Origin of the sequence: Arcobacter caeni (assembly GCF_003063245.1) — a bacterium.
In the GTDB taxonomy this organism is placed as follows: Bacteria; Campylobacterota; Campylobacteria; order Campylobacterales; family Arcobacteraceae; genus Aliarcobacter; species Aliarcobacter caeni.
On sequence record NZ_MUXE01000005.1, the window covers coordinates 126,745 to 148,887 of the forward strand.

The 22,143-nt window shown below is 27.0% G+C and carries 25 protein-coding genes and 1 pseudogene; 3 read left to right on the forward strand and 23 right to left on the reverse strand.

What is annotated here, in order from left to right; all coding sequences use genetic code 11:
* Positions 1-73 precede the first annotated feature (73 nt).
* On the forward strand, positions 74-883 hold the full coding sequence (locus B0174_RS05185; RefSeq protein WP_228156415.1) for a DUF234 domain-containing protein: 810 nt from the start codon (positions 74-76) through the stop codon (positions 881-883).
* Positions 884-893: 10 nt separating this feature from the next.
* On the opposite strand, the gene B0174_RS05190 is transcribed toward B0174_RS05185, so the two are convergent.
* The 22 genes and pseudogenes from B0174_RS05190 to B0174_RS05290 form a co-directional block, all read right to left on the reverse strand.
* Positions 894-2,723, reverse strand: a complete 1,830-nt coding sequence (locus tag B0174_RS05190) for an ABC-F family ATP-binding cassette domain-containing protein (RefSeq protein ID WP_108558595.1) — start codon at positions 2,721-2,723, stop codon at positions 894-896.
* Between the two features lie 135 nt (positions 2,724-2,858).
* On the reverse strand, positions 2,859-4,046 hold the full coding sequence (locus tag B0174_RS05195) for a tetrahydrodipicolinate N-succinyltransferase N-terminal domain-containing protein (RefSeq protein WP_108558596.1): 1,188 nt from the start codon (positions 4,044-4,046) through the stop codon (positions 2,859-2,861).
* Positions 4,047-4,104: 58 nt separating this feature from the next.
* On the reverse strand, positions 4,105-5,952 hold the full coding sequence (locus B0174_RS05200; protein ID WP_108558597.1) for a primosomal protein N': 1,848 nt from the start codon (positions 5,950-5,952) through the stop codon (positions 4,105-4,107).
* Positions 5,952-6,233, reverse strand: a complete 282-nt coding sequence (locus B0174_RS05205; RefSeq protein WP_228156416.1) for a hypothetical protein — start codon at positions 6,231-6,233, stop codon at positions 5,952-5,954. Before B0174_RS05205 ends, B0174_RS05200 begins: the two co-directional genes overlap by 1 nt.
* Positions 6,234-6,317: 84 nt before the next feature.
* Positions 6,318-6,383: pseudogene (locus B0174_RS12365) on the reverse strand (prepilin-type N-terminal cleavage/methylation domain-containing protein); the annotation flags it as partial.
* Between the two features lies 1 nt (position 6,384).
* Complete coding sequence (locus tag B0174_RS05210; protein WP_228156417.1) at positions 6,385-6,594, reverse strand: hypothetical protein; 210 nt, start codon at positions 6,592-6,594, stop codon at positions 6,385-6,387.
* Positions 6,587-6,787, reverse strand: coding sequence for a hypothetical protein (locus B0174_RS05215; protein ID WP_108558600.1), 201 nt, complete (start codon positions 6,785-6,787; stop codon positions 6,587-6,589). The genes B0174_RS05210 and B0174_RS05215 overlap by 8 nt, the downstream gene beginning before the upstream one ends.
* Positions 6,788-6,839: 52 nt before the next feature.
* Entirely contained in the window at positions 6,840-7,250 is a 411-nt protein-coding gene (locus B0174_RS05220; protein WP_108558601.1) for a hypothetical protein, read from the reverse strand.
* An 81-nt stretch (positions 7,251-7,331) separates the two neighbouring features.
* The gene (locus B0174_RS05225) at positions 7,332-8,651 is read right to left on the reverse strand and encodes a GGDEF domain-containing protein (RefSeq protein ID WP_108558602.1); all 1,320 of its coding nucleotides are present in this window, start codon (positions 8,649-8,651) and stop codon (positions 7,332-7,334) included.
* 97 nt (positions 8,652-8,748) lie between these two features.
* On the reverse strand, positions 8,749-9,090 hold the full coding sequence (hypA, locus tag B0174_RS05230) for a hydrogenase/urease nickel incorporation protein HypA (RefSeq protein WP_108558603.1): 342 nt from the start codon (positions 9,088-9,090) through the stop codon (positions 8,749-8,751).
* Positions 9,083-10,738, reverse strand: coding sequence for a hydrogenase maturation protein (locus tag B0174_RS05235; RefSeq protein ID WP_108558604.1), 1,656 nt, complete (start codon positions 10,736-10,738; stop codon positions 9,083-9,085). Before B0174_RS05235 ends, hypA begins: the two co-directional genes overlap by 8 nt.
* Before the next feature lie 17 nt (positions 10,739-10,755).
* Complete coding sequence (gene hypE / locus B0174_RS05240; protein ID WP_108558605.1) at positions 10,756-11,754, reverse strand: hydrogenase expression/formation protein HypE; 999 nt, start codon at positions 11,752-11,754, stop codon at positions 10,756-10,758.
* Positions 11,751-12,107: a nucleotide pyrophosphohydrolase gene (locus B0174_RS05245; protein WP_108558606.1), complete on the reverse strand. Its 357-nt coding sequence runs from the start codon at positions 12,105-12,107 to the stop codon at positions 11,751-11,753. The genes hypE and B0174_RS05245 overlap by 4 nt, the downstream gene beginning before the upstream one ends.
* Before the next feature lies 1 nt (position 12,108).
* Entirely contained in the window at positions 12,109-13,098 is a 990-nt protein-coding gene (locus tag B0174_RS05250) for a PDDEXK nuclease domain-containing protein (protein ID WP_108558607.1), read from the reverse strand.
* A 3-nt stretch (positions 13,099-13,101) separates the two neighbouring features.
* The gene (locus B0174_RS05255) at positions 13,102-14,568 is read right to left on the reverse strand and encodes an McrB family protein (RefSeq protein ID WP_108558608.1); all 1,467 of its coding nucleotides are present in this window, start codon (positions 14,566-14,568) and stop codon (positions 13,102-13,104) included.
* Positions 14,561-15,700: an McrC family protein gene (locus tag B0174_RS05260; protein ID WP_108558609.1), complete on the reverse strand. Its 1,140-nt coding sequence runs from the start codon at positions 15,698-15,700 to the stop codon at positions 14,561-14,563. Before B0174_RS05260 ends, B0174_RS05255 begins: the two co-directional genes overlap by 8 nt.
* Before the next feature lie 47 nt (positions 15,701-15,747).
* A complete protein-coding gene (locus tag B0174_RS05265; RefSeq protein ID WP_108558610.1) occupies positions 15,748-16,584 on the reverse strand; it encodes a BRO-N domain-containing protein in 837 nt (278 codons plus the stop codon).
* A gap of 50 nt (positions 16,585-16,634) precedes the next feature.
* Positions 16,635-17,780 (reverse strand): hydrogenase formation protein HypD, encoded by a 1,146-nt coding sequence (gene hypD / locus B0174_RS05270; RefSeq protein WP_108558611.1) that lies wholly within the window; start codon positions 17,778-17,780, stop codon positions 16,635-16,637.
* Positions 17,781-17,784: 4 nt separating this feature from the next.
* Positions 17,785-18,066, reverse strand: coding sequence for a HypC/HybG/HupF family hydrogenase formation chaperone (locus tag B0174_RS05275; protein WP_108558612.1), 282 nt, complete (start codon positions 18,064-18,066; stop codon positions 17,785-17,787).
* Positions 18,067-18,070: 4 nt separating this feature from the next.
* Positions 18,071-18,892, reverse strand: a complete 822-nt coding sequence (hypB, locus tag B0174_RS05280; protein WP_108558613.1) for a hydrogenase nickel incorporation protein HypB — start codon at positions 18,890-18,892, stop codon at positions 18,071-18,073.
* A gap of 126 nt (positions 18,893-19,018) precedes the next feature.
* Complete coding sequence (locus B0174_RS05285; protein ID WP_108558614.1) at positions 19,019-19,549, reverse strand: hypothetical protein; 531 nt, start codon at positions 19,547-19,549, stop codon at positions 19,019-19,021.
* On the reverse strand, positions 19,546-19,875 hold the full coding sequence (locus B0174_RS05290; protein WP_108558615.1) for an ArsR family transcriptional regulator: 330 nt from the start codon (positions 19,873-19,875) through the stop codon (positions 19,546-19,548). The genes B0174_RS05285 and B0174_RS05290 overlap by 4 nt, the downstream gene beginning before the upstream one ends.
* A 102-nt stretch (positions 19,876-19,977) precedes the next feature.
* Here B0174_RS05290 and B0174_RS05295 point away from each other — a divergent pair, with 102 nt between their 5' ends.
* Positions 19,978-20,610, forward strand: coding sequence for a hypothetical protein (locus B0174_RS05295; RefSeq protein WP_108558616.1), 633 nt, complete (start codon positions 19,978-19,980; stop codon positions 20,608-20,610).
* Positions 20,611-20,661: 51 nt separating this feature from the next.
* Positions 20,662-21,816, forward strand: a complete 1,155-nt coding sequence (locus B0174_RS05300; RefSeq protein ID WP_108558617.1) for an MFS transporter — start codon at positions 20,662-20,664, stop codon at positions 21,814-21,816.
* Between the two features lie 4 nt (positions 21,817-21,820).
* Here B0174_RS05300 and B0174_RS05305 read toward each other — a convergent pair whose 3' ends face one another.
* Positions 21,821-22,030, reverse strand: coding sequence for a PDDEXK nuclease domain-containing protein (locus tag B0174_RS05305; RefSeq protein WP_108558625.1), 210 nt, complete (start codon positions 22,028-22,030; stop codon positions 21,821-21,823).
* Positions 22,031-22,143 lie beyond the last annotated feature (113 nt).

Here is a 22,143-nt window from a genome sequence, read left to right on the forward strand (position 1 = left end):
TACCATCATTTTAATAGACCAATCAACAAAAAATCAATTTAGAATTTTTTGCCAAGAAAATAAAATCACAGATATGGAAATAGCAGTTAAATACTTCATTGTATTTGGTGGATTAAATATCAAAATAGATACAACAAAACCTTTACTTGAGTTAATAGAAAAACATATTCTAAATGATTATACAAATCTTAAATATGAGATTACAACAATATGTGGAGGATACAAAGTAGACCAAGCTATTTTAACAGGAATTGCCCAAGGTGATAGAAGAACAACAACCTCTTTTAAAAGAGCCTTTGTAAGTTTTGAAGAAGGAAATAGATGTGTTGAAAAAATAATTGATAGAGGAATTATTGAAATTGAATCTTCACAGCATCATTTAGCAAAAAAAAGAGGTGATGATAAAATTGCAAAAAAACTTCTTTTTACGGCTCCATTTTTAAGATTTTGGTTTGCTTTTGTTTCTCCTATTTATAAAGGAATTAAAGAAAAAAATTATAAAGAATTTTTTGAATTATATGAAAATAAAGAAGCCGAATTTGGTAATTTTATTTTTGAAGAACTTGCTATGGAATATATAAGAGATGCCTTTGCGCAAGACCCTGTTAAACAATTTGGTAGATATTGGGATGAAAAAATCGAAATAGATTTAGTTGCAAAAACAACATCAGGGAAAATCATCGCAGGAAATTGTAAATATATAAATTCAAAACTTAAAAAAAATGAATTAAACAAACTAAAAGAAGATTGCAAATCAATAGATTTAAATGTAGATATTTTTGTAATATTTAGTAAAAATGGATTCTCAAATGAGTTAAAATCACAAAAAAGTGAAACCCTCAAACTATTTACACCTAAAAGTTTTAAGCTATTACTAGCTTAAAACTACTAGATTAAGCTTCGTTCATTCTTTTTTCAAACTCTTTATTCATCTCATCTAATTTTGTTTGAGATATTTCAAGGGCTGAAAATTTTGTTTCAATATCTTTTTCATATTTATTAATATTTTTTAAAAGCTCAAGAGATGAATTATTATCCCCTTTATTTGTAGCTTTTGTTAATTCATTTTGGTCATGGTCAAGTAATTCTTCAAGTTTTGAGATTTCAGCTTCTAACTTTTCAACCTCTTTTTTTAGTGGCGATGTTGCTTTAGATTTTTCTGCAACAATTAAAGCTCTAAGTTTTTTACTCTCTTTTTTATTTACTTTAATAGTTTTTTCTTTTTTTACTTCAACAACATCATCATCCCAACCAATTTTTTCTAAAAACTCATCATAAGTTCCCTCAAAACATACGGCTTCATCATTTGCAAATACAATCAATCTATCACAAACCGCTCTTAACAATTCTTCACTATGTGTTACGATTATACTTGAACCCTCAAAGGCTTTTATAGCTTTTGTTAAAGCTACAATGGAATCCATATCAAGGTGATTTGTAGGCTCATCAAGAAATAATATATTTACATCTTTTGCAATAATTTTTCCGAGCATTACCCTAGATTTTTCTCCCCCTGATAATAAAGAAATTTTCTTCTTCGCATTATCTCCTGAGAACATCATTAAACCACAAATACTTCTAATCACTGATTCTGGTAATTTTGTATTTGTTGAGTGAATTTCATCCATAATTGTGCTATTTTTATTTAAGTGTGAAATATTTGTTTGACCAAAGTGACCAAAAACCGCACTTCCATGATAATCAATTGTTCCACTTAATGCTGTTAAATCATTTGCGATTACATTTAATAAAGTTGATTTTCCTTTACCATTCTTCCCGATGATCCCAAGTGTTTCACCTTTTTGAAGAGCAAATGAAATATCTTTAAATAAAATATTATCTTTTGTATATCCAAAACTTACATCTTTTACTTCAAGTAAAAATTTAGCAGGAGTATCTTTAAAATTAAAATCAAATTTTAAAGTTGTGTCATATCCAATATCTTCTAAAACATCCATTTTTTCAAGGATTTTTACTTTTGATTGTGCAAGTGCTGCAGTTGAAGCACGAGCTTTGTTTTTTGAAATAAAATCTTCAAGCTCTTTGATTTTTTTGTCTTGTGCAATTTTTTGTTTTTCATGATGTTCTTCATTACTTGCTAATTGCTCATAAAACTTCTCAGTTCCACCTGCAATCATATAAGCATTTCTTCTTATAATTCCCATTGTATGAGTACAAACACTATCCATAAAATCTCTATCGTGAGTAATTAGTATTACTTCACCATCAAAATTTTTAAGAAAAGCTTTTAACCATCTAATAGATAAAATATCCAAGTAGTTTGTTGGCTCATCAAGTAAAAGCATATTTGGTTCAGTTAATAAAAGTTTTGCAAGATTTATTCTAATTTGATAACCACCTGAAAATGATTTTGGTTCTTTTTCTAAATCTTCTTGCGAAAAACCTAATCCGTATAATATTTTTTCAACTTTATAAATACTAAATTTATCATCTTCTGCTAGTGCTAAAGCTGTTTCTTCAACTAAAGTTTTTTCAGTAAAATCAAAATATTGTTTTAATGCTCCGATTTTATAATTTCGTGGAATCATTACTTCCCCACCATCAGCTTGTTCTTCACCAAGAACTAACTTAAAAAGTGTAGATTTTCCACTACCATTTCGTCCTACTAAACCTATTTTATTTCCAGAATTTAGTCTTAAATTTAGCTCACTAAAAAGCTCATTTGGTCCATAGCTTTTTGATACATTTGAAAGTTCTATCATGTTTCTCTTTTATTGTGTGTTTTTGTATTTTTTGATTTGGGATTATACGATATATGTGGTTATATGTTGATTAGAGTAAAAATAAAAAAGGGTAAGAGAAAAACTTCTTACCCTTTTAACTATTTAAAATAAAAATTAATGTAAATCAGCGTTTAATTTAATTTCTCTTGTACTTCTCATAGCGATAGTTTGACCATTTGAAGAATTAACTCTAAAGTGAACTCCATTTACTCCTATAAAATCGCTTCCTTTCATAACTGTATTAATCTCTTTAGTTGGATTAATCTCTTTAAGTGCAGCAACTGCTTTTTCTGATAATGCTATTTTAGTTCCAGGTAAAATTGTAACACCTGCATCTAAAATACATCCATCACCAATTGCAGTTCCCGTACAAGAGTTTGCACCTAAAAGTGTGTTTTCACCAATAGAAACTGGCACTCCATCAGTTCCACTTAGTACTCCAAGAATTGAAGCCCCACCACCAACATCAGATCCAGCTCCAACAACTGCTGATGAAGAAATTCTTCCCTCAACCATTACAGCTCCTAAAGTTCCTGCATTAAAGTTAACATAAGCAGCACCTGGCATTACAGTTGTTCCTGCTGCTAATTGTGCTCCCATTCTTACTTTTGAAGTTTCTAAAATTCTTGTGTTATCAGCAGGAATAATATGTTGTAAAAATCTTGGGAATTTATCAACCATATCAATATTTGGATATTTACCTGAAAGTTTTAATACGATTTCATTTGCTCTTAACCAGTCAAGTTCAATTGGTTGATTTCCAACCCAAGCGCAGTTGTGTAATTTACCAAATGCTCCTGTTAAATTAAGACTTCTAAGTGCTGCTTTTCCAGTTGAAAGTGCATAAAGTTTTAAATATACAGCTTCTGTACTTTCAGGTGCAATATCATCAAAAATAAATACAACTCTATAATCTTCAGCGCTTAATCCTGAATCTATTGGAAGTGAAGCAAGTGTTGAGATAACTTGAACATTTTTATGTGCATCACCTTTAGCTTCTGGGATAAATGGTCTAAAAGCTTCAATGCAAGAAGTTAAAAAAGCATCAGAAATTTTGCATACTAATTCAGATTTAGAAGTATCTACATTTTCACCAGCTTCTTTTAATGCGTTTAATAATACTGCTGCACTTCCAAAATTTTCATTCCAATTTATTAAAGGGAAAGTTGCTTGTAATATTTTATCTTTGTTAATTTGTCCTCTATCAATTTTTGCAATACCAAATCCGATTGGGTTTTTGTACCATGATTGTGATTGAATATCATCAACTAATTGTTTGAATTCTTCTTTTGTATAAGCCATTGTTTCTCCTATTATTTTTGATTTATTTTACTACAAAGAAGACTAATTTTAGGTTAATTTAGTAAATTGTGTCCATATCTATTGAAGCATTTGGGCTTTGAATGCTATGTAATGTATTTAAAAGTGCTTTAATATTGTTTGAACGAACAAGTATTTCATATCGATATTTATTTGCCATTTTAAAAATTGGGCTTTGACCAAATCCTACAACTTCGATGTTTTTATTCTCTTTTAAAAGTTTTACAAAATAATCCATTTCATCTTTTATTTTAATTCCATTTGCATGAGAAAATGTAACTTTTGCCATTTTCAAAAATGGTGGATAAAGTTCTTGTCTAAATTCCAGTTCAGTTTCTAAAAACTCTTTGTAATTTGATTCATTTAAATAGTGATTAAAAAACTCTTCATTTTTTGTTTGAATTATAACTTCACCCTCACCTTTTCGTCCACTTCTTCCTGATATTTGAATAAGCAAAGATAAGGCTTTTTCTCTAGCTTTATATGAATTCATATTTAAAATAGAATCAATTCCTAAAACAACAGCTAATCGAACATTGTGATAATCGTGCCCTTTTGAGAGCATTTGCGTTCCAACTAAAATATCAATTTCACCTTTATTAAACTCATTTAATATGGTTTTTAATTGATTATTTGTTTTTATTTGGTCACGGTCAAATCTTTTTATTATCTTGTTTGGGAAAATTTCTTTTAATTCCTCTTCAATTTGAGCAGTTCCAACTCGTAAATTTTTGATAACTCCATTATGACAAGATGGACAAGAATCTGGAATTTGTTGAGTGTATCCACAATAATGGCATTTAAGTGCCAAATCATTTTTATGCAAACTCATAGAAACAGAGCAAAAAGGACACTCAACTGATTTTCCACAAGTTGTGCAAATTTGATATTTAAAGTTTGCTCTTGTTGGCAAAAATACAATTACTTGATTTCCACTTTCTATGGTTTTTGATATTTTATTTATAACTTTTAAAGATAAATTTGCTTCACTATCTTCAAAACTATAATGTTTTTTAGTTTGATGATAAGTTTCATCTAGTCTAAAAAAAGGTATTTTATAAAAAGAGCTAGAAGAAACCGTTGCACTTCCTAAAACAAGCTGAATATCAAATTTTTTTGCCATATAAATAGATAAATCTTTGGTATGAAATCTAGGTTTTGAATCACTTTTATAAGAGTCATCATGTTCTTCATCTACAACAATTACACCTAAATTTGAATAAGGTAAAAAAAGCGCTGACCTTGCACCTGCAATTAATCTTATACTTCCCTCTTGTAAGCCTTTTAAAATCTCTTCTTTTTTCTTTTTAGTGATTTTTGAGTGCCAAATAGCGATACTTTTTCCAAATACTTTTTCTAATCTTTTTTGCATTTGAGGAGTTAGGGAAATTTCAGGCATTAATAAAATTGCTTGTTTATTGGCATTTAAATGTTCTTCTATGATTTTTATATAAACTTCTGTTTTTCCAGCACCAGTATCAGCAAATAAAAGTGCTTGTTTTTTATCTTTTAAAAACTCTTTTGCTTTTTCTTGTTGCTCTGATAAAACTATTTTACTATCAAATTTTTCTTCATTAAAAATTGGATTTATATTTTCATCAAAAGGAATATAAGCACTCAAAGCCTCACCCAAAGAACAAACATAATACTGAGATACAAAACTAGCTATTTGTAACATTTTTTCATCAAAATATTCATTTGTGATTTCAACAATATCACTGCATTTGAAAGTTGGTTTTTCAACTTCTTTTATAACAACTGCTTCATCTAGGTTTTTTCTTTGTTTTAGTTTTATTAAAACTTTTTTTCCAAGTAAAATCTTTTCTTCACTTTGAAAAGTAAGATTATTTAAGGGTGATTTTAAAAGTGCCAGTTCATAATAATACATTATTCAATCTCATTACAAAGTTCTTCACTACTTTTACATAAAAAAATTCCATCTTCAAATGAAAATAAAACATTTTTATCACTTGAAAGATAAAAAGAGTAAGATTTATTAGTAGTTTTTGCCCACATTCCAGATTCTCTTTTTGTATTATTTGTTGAAAGTATTAAAAAATCTATTACTTTAGTAAAAAGTTTTTCACCACTACTATTTTGTGTTACATCATCTAAAATAGTTAATTCTTCATTATTTGAAAGTAAAATATTCTTATTTTTATTTTTCACTATTCCATTTCTGATTAAAGCTAATTGAGATTTTAAAGTAGAGATATTTGTATTGTAATTTATATTTGCAAATTTAGGAATTGCAAAAGAGGTAATAATAGCTATTAAAATTATAGCAATTATAATTTCTAGTAGAGAAAAGCCTTTGATTTTAAAACCTTGAAAGTTTTGTTGTTATATCTTCAATATCTTTTTTAAAAATATTATACTCTTGAGATAATCGAATATAAGCTGCTAGTAAATCTCTTGTATCATTGTTTTTTTCTAAATTTAGATATTTAGAAAGTTCTTTATATATATTTTCATCAACATTTATAGTGTATGCCATATTATTTATATGAAAAGTTACTTCTTTATTCACTATTTCGTGCCTTTATTAATGTTAATGTACTATCAATTCTTAAAAACATATCTTGATTGTTTCTTATTAGTTCATCGTTTTCATTTTTTATAGAATCTAACTCTTGTTGAAGTGCTAGATTTTCTAATCTTAATTTATCATAATCGTGAATTAATTTATCAATTTTATTATTTAATGTTTCTATTATTTCCATGTAATTATTTTATCTAAAATTCCTAGTATTAGAATTGAAATTACACTTGTTATTATATATTTTTTTCATTTACAAATATTTTAGCAACTTCATATAACATTGCAACAGATTTTCCCCATTGAGAATAGTCATTTACATCATCTATATCTATACCAAAACTATCTGAAATTTTTTGTATTAATATTTTTTCATTTAGATTAAAACTATGGTCAATATGAATCAAAATCATCAATTCTAAAATAACAATTTTTTTACTAGCTTCTGATTTAAAATCATTTAATATCTTTTCTAAACTAAAGTTATCAAAATCAAAATTATCTAAATTCTCAATTCCCATTTCAGTACAATATTCTAAAATAATCTCTTCTTCTTTTTGTCCATATTTATTGTCAATTCGTGCTAGATAGTGAGCTAATTGTAAAAAAGAAAACTTCTCTTTTGATTGTAATTTCATTAATAACATATTATTTTTCCTCTTTGTATATTATATTATTTTAGTAAAGATTGGTTAACAATCAATAAATGAATAATAATTATTGTTTTCTCAAATAACACAATTTTTACCCATTTTTTTTGCTTCATATAAAGACTCATCTGCTCTTAAAATTATATTATCTATTGAATCATCATTAATTTGATAATGAGAACTTCCAATACTTACAGAAAAATAAAATTCTTTATTTTGATTATATTCATTTATTTTACTGATAATTTTATTTGCAACAAATCTTGCACTTTGGATATTTGTATTTGGTAATAAAATTATAAATTCATCTCCTCCAAATCGAATAATTAAATCACTTTCTCTTATGCTATTTTTTGATATTTCTACTACTTTTTTTATTACCATATCACCAATTTCATGTCCAAAAGTATCATTAATTTTTTTAAAATCATCTAAATCAAGTAATAATAAAGATAAATCTTTGTTTTCTCTTTTTACTATTTTTAGATACTCAAAAGAAAACTCATTTAAATATCTTCTATTATATGCACCTGTTAGAGGGTCTGTATTTGCTAGTTTTTCTTGATATATTCTTTTTGTTTCTTCTAAAACAAGTTTATTTGTTCTTCTGTCTAATTCAACAATCATATTATTAAAATTACAACTTAATCTATCGATTTCGAAAATACCACATGGCTCAAGACTTTTTATCTCTTTTTCTATTCCTAAATTTTTTGTAAATTCTATTATTTTCAATAAAGGTTGATTAATTTTATCAGCAAACTCTTTTGCTTTAAATGATAGATAAAAAAAGAATATTATATAAAAAATAATTATTGAACAAACCATTATATACGCTAGTTTTTCATAATACTCTCCCAAGGTTTGGATTCCTTGTAAAATATTATCCTCAGAAATAAAAACAACAACATACATATTATTTTTAGGAACTTTTATAGAAAATAAAAGATAATTTTTATTATTTATTACTATTTTGTTGAGATTTTTTTCTTTTATAATTTCTTTGAAATAATTTACAATTTTAGGGCTTTCATTATCTAAGATATTTGCTTTATCAGATTCAATATTTAATAAATCTTTTACATCTTCATCAATAAAAAATATTTTTCCTAAATTATCAGTAACAAGAATTTTACCATCGTAAGGGAGTTTCATTTGAGCAAAGTGATTACTTAAATATTCAGAAGATTCTTCATTTATATTTTGTGAGTGATTTTTGACAATTAAGGAAATTGAATTTTCTACATCTTTTAATAAGAAATTTGCACTTTTGTCAATCATATTTTTGTTTATTATAAAATAAAAAAATACCAAAAATAACTCTATTAGAAATATAGAAATAAGAGATGTTTTTAGATAATTTTTATAAAGTACTCTTTCCAACATTATTTTTTTCATTTTAAAGCCTTTATTTTTTAGCTTTTATTAGAAATAATAATATCATAACTTTACAATAAAAACTTATACTTTAATAAAAATATTCAGAAAATAATTTTTATTCCATCTCTAAACTCATTAAATACATATCTTCACCATCTGTGACTTTTATATTTACACTTTGGCATTTTGGACAAGAAAACTCATGTTTTTCTAAAGTTGAAGTAGTATTACAATCTAAACATTCAATGACTATTTTTTGAACATTTATAATAAACATTGCATCATGGCAGACGGTTTTTTCTTTAAAAGTATCAAAAGCTATTTGAAGTAAATCAGGTTCAACGCCACTTAAAACTCCGATTTTTATTACTACTTTTGTAACTTTTTTTGCATCATTTTTTTTTGCGTGTTCTTCGCAACTTTCTAGGAGTGATTGAACTATTGAATATTCATGCATTTATATCCTTTAATCTTTTTGGTGTATTTTTTGGTTTTATTTTATGTACAAAGTCGTATCTTAAAGTATGAAAAGAACTTGATTTTTCCCAAAATTCATCATACATAATTTGTAACTCTTTTTCTTTACACTCTTCCATCAAAGGAAGTTCTTGTTCTAAAAAATCTTTTTTTCTATCTATAAACTCTTCAAAAGTATCTTCATTTTTTAGTAGATTCTCACAAAAAATTTCTAGTTTTTCTTGATAATCTTCAAAAGAATATACCTCATCAATCATATTTATCTTTTTTGCGTAATTTGCATTTATTGGTAAGCAGTTTTCTAATAACTCTTTTGATTTTGTTTGCCCTACTCTTTTTGGAAGAATAAAAGTATGATATTCACTTCCACTTAAACCCAAAGTTTTGTAGTGAGGATTAAAAATAGTATTTTCTGATGAAATTGCATAATCACAAGCAAGTCCTAAAAAAACTCCACCAGCTCCTGAGTTTTTATTAAATGACGCAACAGTTATAATCTCATCACAAAGTAATACAGCTTTTACAGCTTCATTCATAGCGTTTATATTACTCCAACCATCTTCACCTTGCTTTTTACTATCTTCAAGAATATTTAGGTGTATTCCGTTTGAAAAGAAATCATCTGCTCCCATCAAAACTAAAACTTTACACTCTTCTTTTAAATACTCAATTGCGTATTTTAATTTTATACATTGAGTTGAAGTCATTGCACCATTATGAAAGTTAAAGTACAAATAGGCAATTTCATCTTTTCTTTGCACTCTTAACTCATAAAAGCTTTTTCTTTCATCTTCAATTACAAGTGGAATTCTTTTTTCTTCTATTCCTTTTATCTTATCTTTTAGTACATAAGTTGCAGGAAGTTTAAATGAACCTAGTTCTTGAATCTGTGATATCCAAATAGCGCCATCAATAGTTCCTATACAAATAGCTCCATCTCTTTTGGCTAATATCTCTTTTGTTTCACCTCTTAGTGTATCTTCAATAAAAGCACTAAATAAATAACACTCTACTCCTAATATCTCATCTTTAACACCAGGTGTAGAATCAGACATATTTATCTTTTTTAGTATCTGTTTTGTATTGTCTTTTTGCCAATTTATTTTTCTATTTTCTTGGCTTAGGTTTTTATGTATGGGATTTAGTATTTGTTTTGTAGGAATAAAATCTTCATTCTGATAGTTTTGTAAAAATTGCTCCAATGCTTTTAGTGTTGATTGTGTCACTTCATTTCTATATATAGATGCTTTACTACTTTCTTCTCTCATAATAAAGTTTGATTGAGCATATATATCTCCACCATCTAATATTTCATTTGCTTTTAGTATTACAACTCCCCATTGTTTTACTTGATCGTTTATAGCATTATCAAGTGAGTTATGACCTCTATCTCCTATGATTCCTGGATGTAATACAAAAGTAGGATAATTTTCAAAGATTTCATTTGGAATAAACTGTTTTAAAAATGGACAAAAAACAATATCAGGATTTATTTCTTGTACTGCTTCTATCATCAGCTCTTTTGATATGGCAAACTTTATAAAAACTTTATGTTCTAGTTCTTGAAGTTTGCAATATACACTTTGAGATAAACTATTAAAAGATGAAATGATTAGAAGTATTTTCATATATGGTATTTACTCTTTTAACAAATTCGGGGCAATAATTCACCCGTTGGAATATCTAAAAATCTTTTAGTTCCCCATTGGCTATTTAGTATTACTCTTTGTTCATATTGTTGTGTTACTTTTCCTATAATTGAAGCTGCTTTTGCTTCTTTGAATGTTTGTAAAACTTCTAGTGCTTTTTGGGCATCTTCTTTTTTTATTGCTAATACAAATGTTCCTTCGTTTGCTAAACTCATTGCATCAAAACCTAAGATTTCACAAATACCTTTTACCTCATCACAAACAGGTATTTTTTCCTCATTTATTTCTATACAAACATTTGATTGTTTTGCCCACTCGTTTAATACAGCACTAACTCCACCTCTTGTGGCATCTCGTAAAGCTGTTATTTTAACACCTGAATCAATCAAAGCTTTTACTTGTGGATATAAAGAAATACAATCACTTTTTAAAGATGTTTCTAAATCCATTCCCTCTCGTGCTGCAAAGATAGTCGCACCATGAGCTCCAATATCACGGCTTACAAGTATCAAATCATTTTCAGTGATATTGTTAGAACTAATACCTTTATATAATATCTCTCCAATACCAGTAGTATTTATAAAAATCTTATCAACAGCACCTTTTGGAACTACTTTTGTATCTCCACTTACAACTATTGCACCATTAATTTCAAGCTCTTCTTTCATACTTTTTACGATTTTTTCTAAATTTCGTATTTCAAACCCCTCTTCTATGATAACGGAGCAAGTAAGATATTTAGGCTTTGCACCCATCATTGCTAAATCATTACAAGTTCCACAAACTGCTAATTTTCCTATATCTGCACCATTAAAAAAAAGTGGGGAAACAGTAAATGAATCCGTACTAAAAGCTAAAGTTCCATCTTGGATAACTGCTGCATCTTCACTTTTACTTAATATGTCATTTTTAAAAGCTTTGTAAAAAACTTTTGTTATAAGCTCATTGTTTTCAGCTCCACCATTTCCATGTGCTAGGGTTATTGTATTACTCATTTGTTTTCTCTACTTTTAGAATATTTTTTACTTCCACCTTGAGATGTTTCAACTGGATATTTGATTTCATTTTTTGTCATTTTATTTAAAATAGCATCTTCAAGATTTATATCTAACTTCATACAAATTCGTATAAGATAAATAGCAATATCAGCAACTTCCTCTTTTGTATGTTCTAATACATCAAGAGGTAAGTTTTCTGATTCTTCAAAGTTTAGCCATTGGAATATCTCATTTAATTCTCCAACTTCACCATTTAGTGCCATAACTAGATTTTTAGGATTGTGAAAACTTTCCCAGTTTCTATCATCTGAGAATTTTTGTATTCTTTGTTGTATTTTTTGTATGTTCATTTTATTCCTCTTCCAATAACTTTTTAAACTCTTCTTTATTTGGTAAAATAGTTAAATATTTACTTGCATATATTTGATTATTATCTTTTGGAAGAGTTAATTCTACTAATGACTTACTTTTATCTTTACAAAGAATAATTCCAATAGTTGAATTTTCATCTTGCGTTTTTTCAAATCTATCAAAATAGTTTACATACATCATCATTTGTCCAATATCTTGATGTTTTAACTCACCTATTTTTAGATCAATAACTACAAATGACTTTAATAATCTATTATAAAAAACCAAATCCACTTTAAAATGTTTTTCATCTATTGTAATTCTTTTTTGTCTTGCTACAAAAGTAAAACCTTTTCCAAGTTCAAGTAAAAAATGTTCTAGTTTATCAATTAGTTTTTGTTCTAGTTCACTTTCACTATATACTGATAATTCAGGAAGTCCTACAAACTCTAAAATATATGAATCTTTTATCAAATCTTGAACTGTTTGAACAACTTGACCATTTAAAGATAACTCTTCGATTTTTTGTTTATCACTACTTAACTTAAGCCTTTCAAATAAACCTGTATCAAACTGTCTTTTAAGCTCTCTTAAACTCCAACTATTTTCAATAGATTCTATTTCATAGAAGTTTCGTTCATCTATATTTTCAATTCTTGTTAGAAATATATAGTGTGACCAGCTTAATTTGAATTTCCGAGACACTGTCTCCGATTTTTGAAATGCTAAATAAAACCGTCTCATATTTTCTAAATTATCAACAGAAAAGCCTTTGCCAAATTCATTACTAAGTTGTACAGATAAAAGTTTTAATAAAGATTTTCCATATTCTGCTCTACTCTCTCCACCTTGCTCTTCTTCTACTATTCTTTTACCTATTTGAAAATAGGTTTGTGTCATAGTTGTATTTATAGTTTGATAAACTTTGTTTTTTGCACTATAAAGTAACTCTTTGATTTCTTGGTAAAAGTTATTGTTTATTGGATTCATTTTTTATCCTAGAATTTTTATTGCTTCATTAAAATTCTTTTCATCGCCATAAAAATACTCTTCAAGTAATGGTTTGATTTTATACTCTTTTACAAACTCTAAATCATTATCATCAACAATTTTCATCAAGTAACTATGCCCTAGTTGATAATCTTCATTTATCGTATTTGAAATATGGTCATTTAACTTTTTCATTAAATCTTTTGCTTTTTCATTTTTTACTAAATCTAAATTAGGTTTCATTTTCAAAAATGTGAATCTTCTTCTTAATGCTATATCAATAGTTGCAATAGATTTATCAGTTGAGTTCATAGTAGCTATGATATATAAGTTAGATGGGATTTTAAACTTCTCTTTTGAATAAGGAAGTGTTACTTCATAGATATCTCTTTTATCTTCTTCTATAAGTGTGATAAGTTCTCCAAAAATTTTAGAAATATTTCCTCTGTTTATTTCATCTATTACTATATAGAAATTTTTTTGTTCTATTTTTTCTACTTTTGTTTTATTTTTCAATTTTAATAATTCTTCTAATAATGGATTATAGTATGGAGCTAAGCCACCATTAACAATAATGTTTATTCCTTCATAATACATTTTTTCTAAAGTTTTTATCGCTAAAGTATGAGATTTATCACCATTTTGCTTTTCAAAGTATATTGTTTTATCATTGTAATCATAAATATTATAAAAACTATTATTTCTTTTTAAATGAATTTTCACATTTTCTTGATTTTCAATCTTCTCTTTTAATAATAAATTCAATGCATCAATAAACAAAACTTCTTTATTATCAAATGATTTTAATAAATTTATTTTTGCTTCATCACAAAGTATTTTAAATATTCCATCTTCTAGTTTTATGTTTCCATTATCTTGTGGTCTAAACCCTTCAATAAAATCTTCATAAGAGTAGCTTTGATGAAATGTTACAAACTCTATTCTTTTTTCATTTTTTATAGTTTCAAAAATTGAATTATCAAAATTATTTGTAGTATCATTTTTTGAGATTGTATCAAAGATAGTTTTTTCATTCTCAATATTTTCTATCATAGTAATCAATCTTTTATAATTATGAGTTTTACCAACACCTGGTGCACCATAAAGCATTATGTTTTTTGTTTTCATATTTTTACTTTTTTGAAAAACTTCATTTTTTTCAATTTTATATTCATTATTTACAACTTCAATATCATCAAATGATTTTTTCCCTTCTAAATATTCTAAAATAATTGGTGTATATGAATTATAATTTCCTTCCCCTTCTTCTAAATACTTTTCAATTTCATTTTTTGAAATTGTCATTGGAGTAGATTTTTCAGTAAAAGGATATACTCGTATATTATCATTATGTTGAATAATTTTAAAAGGTTTATTTTCTACAGTTTTAAGAACATGATATTTTTTATCTGTTAATTTATATAACTTATTTTTAATTTCATCGTAACTTTTTTCTAATTCTTTATCCATTTAATTTATCCACCTTATTTTTAATTTCATATATATACTCTTTATATTTATTCCCACTAAAATTCAAATTAACTGTTCTTATTTTTAAATTTACCTTTTTAACTTTTCCTAAAACTAAATCATATTTTATTTCATCCAAATGTCTAGGGTACAAAAGCATCACATTATCAACTCCATAATTTACGCCATAAGCAAAAGCTTGGAGTTTATCACTTTGTTTTATATCTTCTATTGATTTGATTTTTTTATATTTTGTATCTATTATTTGGTTTTTTAGTATTATATCTGGCTTTAATATCAAATCATTGAAATTATCTTGATTTTGTATTTTTGCATTATCATCTAATTCTTTTACAATTTTAGCTATAAACTTCTCAAACAATATATTCATATCAAACAAAAAAGCAAATGATTTTTTATCTTGACTAAACAGTGGAATTGATTGTTTCAAAAGTAAAATAGCTATTTCAAAGCTGGTTTTAAATCTTTGATTTAATCTATTGAACGGAATCCTATCCAATTTATTTATATCTATTTGCTTATATTCAACTTCATCAAATATTAGTTCGCACTGTTTTAAAAGCTTTTTATTTTTTACAAATTTTTGTAAATATTTTACAGAATATAAAAAGAATTGATTTAAACTATTATTTGGACTAAATTCATCATATTCACAATAGATTTTGTTTTTTGTGAAGTTGTATTTTAAATTTTCATTTATTAGATATTTTCCTTTTAAAACTGGAAGATTATCTTGTTGTGTCAAATACTCTTTATAAAGTCCCTTTTTTAATTCACTTAAAAGATTTAATGCAAACATTTGAACAAATACTTCTAAAATAGAATGTTTATCATTTTTACAAGAAGCAATTTGTTCATTCGAAAGTTTTATGTCATAAGCATACATCAACATATAAATAAAAATATTTAGATTTTGTTCATTATTATGATTTACAATTTTTGGTAAGATATAAAAATCTTGATTATCAAAATTTAAGACTCCACAATATTGTCTAGCTTTTAAAATTTTCCAATCTAATTTAAAGTATTGATGAAGAACTGGATTATTTATAATATGTGTTTTTAACTCTTCATCTTTTATTTCTTCGTATTCATATATTATGTTTAGCATTATAGATTATATTTATTCTTTCTTATTTTTTGTATGTTCATATACTATTATTCCTTATTCTCTTTTTTATGTTCCAATAAAGTTTTTGCATTTGTATTTGTTACTACTTTTTTTCCTGTTTTTGCTTCAAGTTCGGCTCTTGCAACTTTTGCAACATTACCACCTTGTTTTGCTATATCTTGGCTTTCTTCAAAATTTACGGGATTTATGACTTCTGAAATATCTTTTGTTGAAGCTTCTGCTAACATATTTAAAATTAGCTCTGTATTTGTCATATTATCTCTTAGGTTCTCTTTTTTTAGACCTTTTAGGACTTTATACTCTTTTGTAGTTTTTTCAGCCCAAGTTTTTGTGATAATATCTGTAAGTGTTGCAAATTGAACGCCCTCTTCAACTCCTACTCTTTTCCATTCATCTGTGAGTTCTTTTCGTATTTCAATACTTTTGAGTCTTTGGTTTATCCAATTTTCACTATATCCTAACTCAAGATATTGTTTTAAAGCTCTATCAATACTTAATTCAGGGTCACTTAATTCATCTAATCTTTCACTAGCAACTCTTGCAAGCCATAGTTTAAAAGGTTCCGCTTTTGGTGATGGAATAGATTGAATAAGTCTGAAAAGTTGCTCTGTATCTGCAACATCTGTAAGTCTCATTTTTCCATCATCGGCTTTCATTTTCAAACCGTGACAATTTGTCACAGTTTCATTTCCTTCAGCTTTTAGTCTTTGTTTTAACTTTCTCCAATAAGCACCAGAATCAACGCTTTGCGTCAAAACTTCAACTACATCTACAATTGATATATACCATTTCTCTTGTTCTTCATCCCAAAGAGTTCTTACTTGTTTCTCTTCAAAAAGTTTGATTGATTCGTGTGATTTCATCTCTTACTCACTTATGATTGATATTTCATTTGTGTATTATACTTATAAATTTAAATCAAATTCCCATACTTATAATAAGCAGCACAAGCGCCCTCACTACTAACCATACAAGAGCCAACTGGTTTTGTTGGTTTACAGGCATTTCCGAAGATTGTACAATCTGGTGGATTTGCTATTCCTCTTAAAATATCACCACAAATACAAAGTTTATGGTCTTCTATTTCTTCAAGTGGTAAAACATCTTTGTAGATTACTTTTGCGTTGTATTTTGCATATTCATCTTTTAATTCTAATCCGCTTTTTGGAATATTTCCTAAACCTCGCCATTTGAACATACATTTTGTAAAGTATTTATTCATTAACTCTTGAGCTTTTTCATTTCCATCATAAGAAACCAATCTTTTATATTCTATTTCTAACTCACATCTATTTTCTATAAACTGTTTTATTATCATAGAAATAGCTTGCATCACATCAACGGGTTCAAATCCTGAAACTACAACTGGTCTTTTATAATCTTTTGGAAACTCTTCATAAATCTTACTTCCACTAATAACACTCACATGTGATGGTCCTAAAAATGCATCGATTTTATTATTATAAGAATCCACATGTTCATCTCTACTATCTATTAATTCTCGCATAACCTCAGGAACTGTTACATGGTTTATATGAAAAGCTATGTTTTTTATATCTTGTTTTATTACTGCTTGTAAAAGTGCAGCGGTCATGGGTGTTGTTGTTTCAAATCCAATGGCAAAAAAGATAACTCTTTTATTTGGATTTTCATTTGCTATTTTTATGCAATCCATAGGAGAATAGACAAACCTTACATCAGCACCTTTGCTTCTTGCATCTTGTAAACTTCCACGACTTCCTGGAACTTTTATCATATCTCCCAAAGTTACAAGGATTACATTTTCTTGCAAACTAAGAATATACGCATGATCAATTCTCTCTTTTGGCATAATACAAACAGGGCAACCAGGACCATGAATAAACTTGATGTTTGAGGGAAGAAGTTGAGGCAGACCGTATTTCATAATAGTGTGTGTGTGACCTCCACAAACTTCCATTATGTTTATATCACGACCAAGTTTTTTAGCATCTTCTTGGATGATTTTTTGATAAGCTTTTATGGTTTTTGCATCTCTAAAACCATCATATAAATCTTTTAGTTGTAGTTCTTTTTCCATCATATTATCTATTTGGACAATTTTCAGATTCCAAAATAGCATCTAATCTATCTTGTTCTTCCATTTTATCTATGATTTCTCTATAAACTTTCAAAGATTCTAAAGCATCCTCTTCGTCAATCTTATTCATAGCAAAACCAATATGAATTAAAACATAATCACCAATAACCACATCTTGATCAATCAAATCCAAACTTGAACCTCGTTCAACTCCCATAGTATCAACTACACAAGTGTTCATTTCAAGGTCTATACTTTTTATTTTTGAAGGTATTGATAAACACATAAACTTATCTCATCTTTCTTTTGAAATTTATCCAATCAATTACTGCTTGAAGTGAATCTTTATCTTTGATATTTACTTCTAAAATATCAACATTTGGTTTTAGTTTTCTAGCTTCATTTTTCTCTTTTTGAATATCATAATCAAAATAAGGAAGTAAATCTGTTTTTGTAATAAGGATTAAATCTGCAGTTCTAAACATAACAGGATATTTAACTATTTTATCTTCACCCTCAGGAACTGAAACAAGAACAATATTTAAGTGAGTTCCCACATCATAAGAAGCAGGACAAACCAGATTTCCAACATTTTCCACAAAACAAACATCAATATCAGCTAATTTAATATCATGTAAACCTTTGTGAACCATAAAAGCATCAAGGTGACAAGCACTTCCTGTTTGTATTTGAACTGCATTTATTCCTTTGGCTTTTAATCTATCAGCATCCCTTGAAGTTTCTAAATCACCCTCAACAACTGCAAATTTAAAATCAGCCATATCAGCAATATGCTCCAAAAGTGTTGTTTTTCCACTTCCAGGACTTGACATAAGATTTATTCCTAAAACTTTATGTGAATCAAAATGCGCTCTATTATGAGAAGCTTCATGGTCATTTTTATCAAGTATTTTTTGAATAACTGAAATTGTTTTTGCATCGTTTAATTGTGGGTTATGATGTAGAGTTTCGTGAGCTGCTTGGTGATTTGTACTCCAAGTTGTATTATTGTGTGTATGGTCGTGGTCGTGAACCATTCCATGTTCGTGTTCATCGTGGTGATGATGGTGTTTTTCAAGTCCAGCTATTGAGCAACCGCAATCTTTACACATAGGTTTTCCTTTTTGTTTAAACTATTTTTGTGAATGTTTATTCATTTTAAATAGTTTAACTCAAAAAGTCTAAATGTCCTATAATTTTAATTTGCAGTTAGTTATTTTTGGAACTAAATTTGATTTCTAGTTTAATCTACTTAGAAACTCTTGAAATTTATCCAAAGATTTTTCTTTTATAGACCATTGTTTTAAATCTTCAATATCAACATCATTTTTATTTGCTACCCAAATTGCTTGAGTCAAGCTTGGGTTATCATCCCAATGATAAAAAGCTGCTAATCTATCTTTCACACAATCAGTTGCAGTTAAAAGTTTCAAAACTCCATATTTAGTAACTATTTCTTCTATTTTTTTAACATCACTATCTCCCACACCTAAAGGTCCAGATGGAAATTCTATAAAATATTTAGTATCCAAATGAGTAAAATACTTACCTTCTTCTTTAAAACCTAAATTTTCCATAACTTTCTTTATTTTAAAGAAAGTGTCATTGTACCTATTTATCAAATCCAAATCATAAGAAGTATAATCACCTCGACTATATATCTCAACGCATGAACCACCTGATAATACCACATCAATATTCTCTTTTTCAAGTTCACTACAAACATATGAAGCTAATTCTATCATAGTCATATTTTTAATATCTATCATAGAGGTTTACCTTGTCTTCTTGGTCTTTTTCTTATCATAATAAGATTCTCTTTTAATTCAGGTTTATAAAATTCTCTTGCTTTTAACAGTAATGCTTTTAATTCTTCCAAAAAAGCATATCTTGGATTAAAACTATAAACAATAGTTCTTCCAACATTTTGACTCACTAAAACTCCACCAAATTCAAGTTTCTCAAGTTGTTTTTGGATAGGGTCAAGTCCTATTAAATAGAAGTTTTTAATTTGAGTTGCATAACCTGTATCATTTGCTAATATAAACTGTAAAACTTGTTCTCTACATTTACTTCCAAAAAGTACACTTAACATACTATGTATTCCTTATAATATATATTGTAGGTATTATAACATATATTATAGGTTAAACTATTAATTAATCTAAACAAAATGCAAAGATGATAAAATACCACCATGATTTGTCAAAACTGCAATAACACAACTTTTTATTCTTTAGCAAATGATTATATCAAATGTAAAACTTGTGCAAAAAAATATTCTTTGAAAAAACTTCAAAAAGATGATTTGATTATCATAAAATTTTGCGAAAATAAAAATGCTCTTGAAGTATCAAAAGAGTTACAAATAAACTACAAAACCGTAAAAGATAGATTTGATATTTTTAGAAAAAAAATAGCTTTATTTTTAGAACAAGAATACAACAATTCAGTCAAAGATTACAATGAATACGAAGAATTTTATTATATAAAAGAGCGAGAAAAAAAGAAAAAGAAAAAATCTTTAAGTGAATCTATAAATATCATGGGATTTTATTCAAATGAAAAAGTATATACACTTTTGATGCCAAAAATCGGCAGACGAGCTTTTGATATTGAAGATGGTTTTATTCAATATCTAAACTGGAATAAAATTCATTCTTTAAACTCCCACCAAACAAACCTAAATATATTTTGGAAGTTTTTAGAAGATAATCTAAAAAAATACAAAGGTTTTGATGAAAATAACTTCTTTTACTATTTAAAAGAGAGTGAATTTAGGTTTAATTACTCAAAAAATGAACAAATTGAGATTTTGAGGAATCTTTAAAATTCAAACTCTATTTTAATTTATTTTAAATAAGCTTAACTACAATACGAAATGAATAATATACCAAAACTCACTCTTTTAACCCTACTTTTACTTGCAATGACTACAAGTATGTCAAATGTTGCTATTGTTACTATGTTGCCCCATTTAAAAGATTATTTTAAAGATATATCTAATATTGAATTTTACTCAAGATTGATGTTAACACTTCCTTCTTTGGTGATTGCACTTCTTGCACCTATTTTGGGGCATTTTATATTTAAATTTGGTAAGAAAAAATCAGTAGTTATTGCACTTTTTTTCTTCTCATTATTTGGTAGTGCTGGTTTATATCTTGATAGTATTGAGAGTTTATTAATTTCAAGGGCATTTTTTGGAATATCTGTTGCTACTTTGATGATTGTTTCAACTTCATTAGTTGGAGATTATTTCAAAGAACAAGATAGACATAAATTTATGGGTTATCAAAGTGCCTTTATGGCTTTTGGTGGTGTGTTTTTTGTGATGGGTGGAGGTTTTTTATCAGATATTAGCTGGAGATTTCCTTTTGCTATTTACCTTATGGGATTGGTTTTACTGCCACTAGCTTTTTATAATCTAAAAGAAGTAAAATTTGACGATGACAAGATAGAACAAACAGTACATATTAACTCAAATATCTTAATTGTGTATTTCCTTGGTTTCTTTTTTATGTTGATATTTTATATTTTACCAACTCAAATTCCATTTTTGATAATTGAAAAATTCAAAGCAAGTGGTTCATTAGCTGGAATTATTATTGCAACTGCATTTTTTTGTAATGCATTGGGAGCGATTGCTTTTTCAAAATTAAAAACTAAATTTAATTATGTAACAATTTATTTTATTGGTATTTTTTTAATGGCAATTGGTTTTTCATTTGTTGGATTGATAAATAATGTCCACTATTTTTTCATTACAAGTCCAATTTTAGGATTTGCAGGTGGAATTATGATGACAAATGTTACAGCTTGGATGTTAAGTAAAACAAGTGTGAAAAAAAGAGTAAAAAGCTCGGGATATTACACATCAGCAATATTTCTAGGACAATTTTTATCACCCGTTGTATTTCATCCAATTATTGAGAAATTAAGTGATATTCAGGATTTCTTTTTAGTTATTGGAATTTTTTTGTTTTTGATTATATTTATTTTTGTTGTTAAATCTTTATTTTTAAAAATGAAATAAAGATTTAACTAAGCCTTTTTATATCATTTTCAAGTTCAAGAAGTTCTATTTGTTCTTCATTTTTATCACTACAAAGGATTACTCCTAAAGGTGAATTTTCATCTTCTTCTTTTTCATATTTTTCTAAATATTTTAAATATAACTCCATTTGACCTTTATATTGGGCTTTAAATCTTCCTAGTTTCAAATCAAAAGCGATCTGGAGAGGTAACATAAATTCATACTCAGAATTAAAAGATTCTGAGATAAAATAAATGAATAAAGGTTGCAAATGAGACAAAGTAAATATAGTCAAGAGTTTAAGGATTCAACAGTACAGTTGATTAT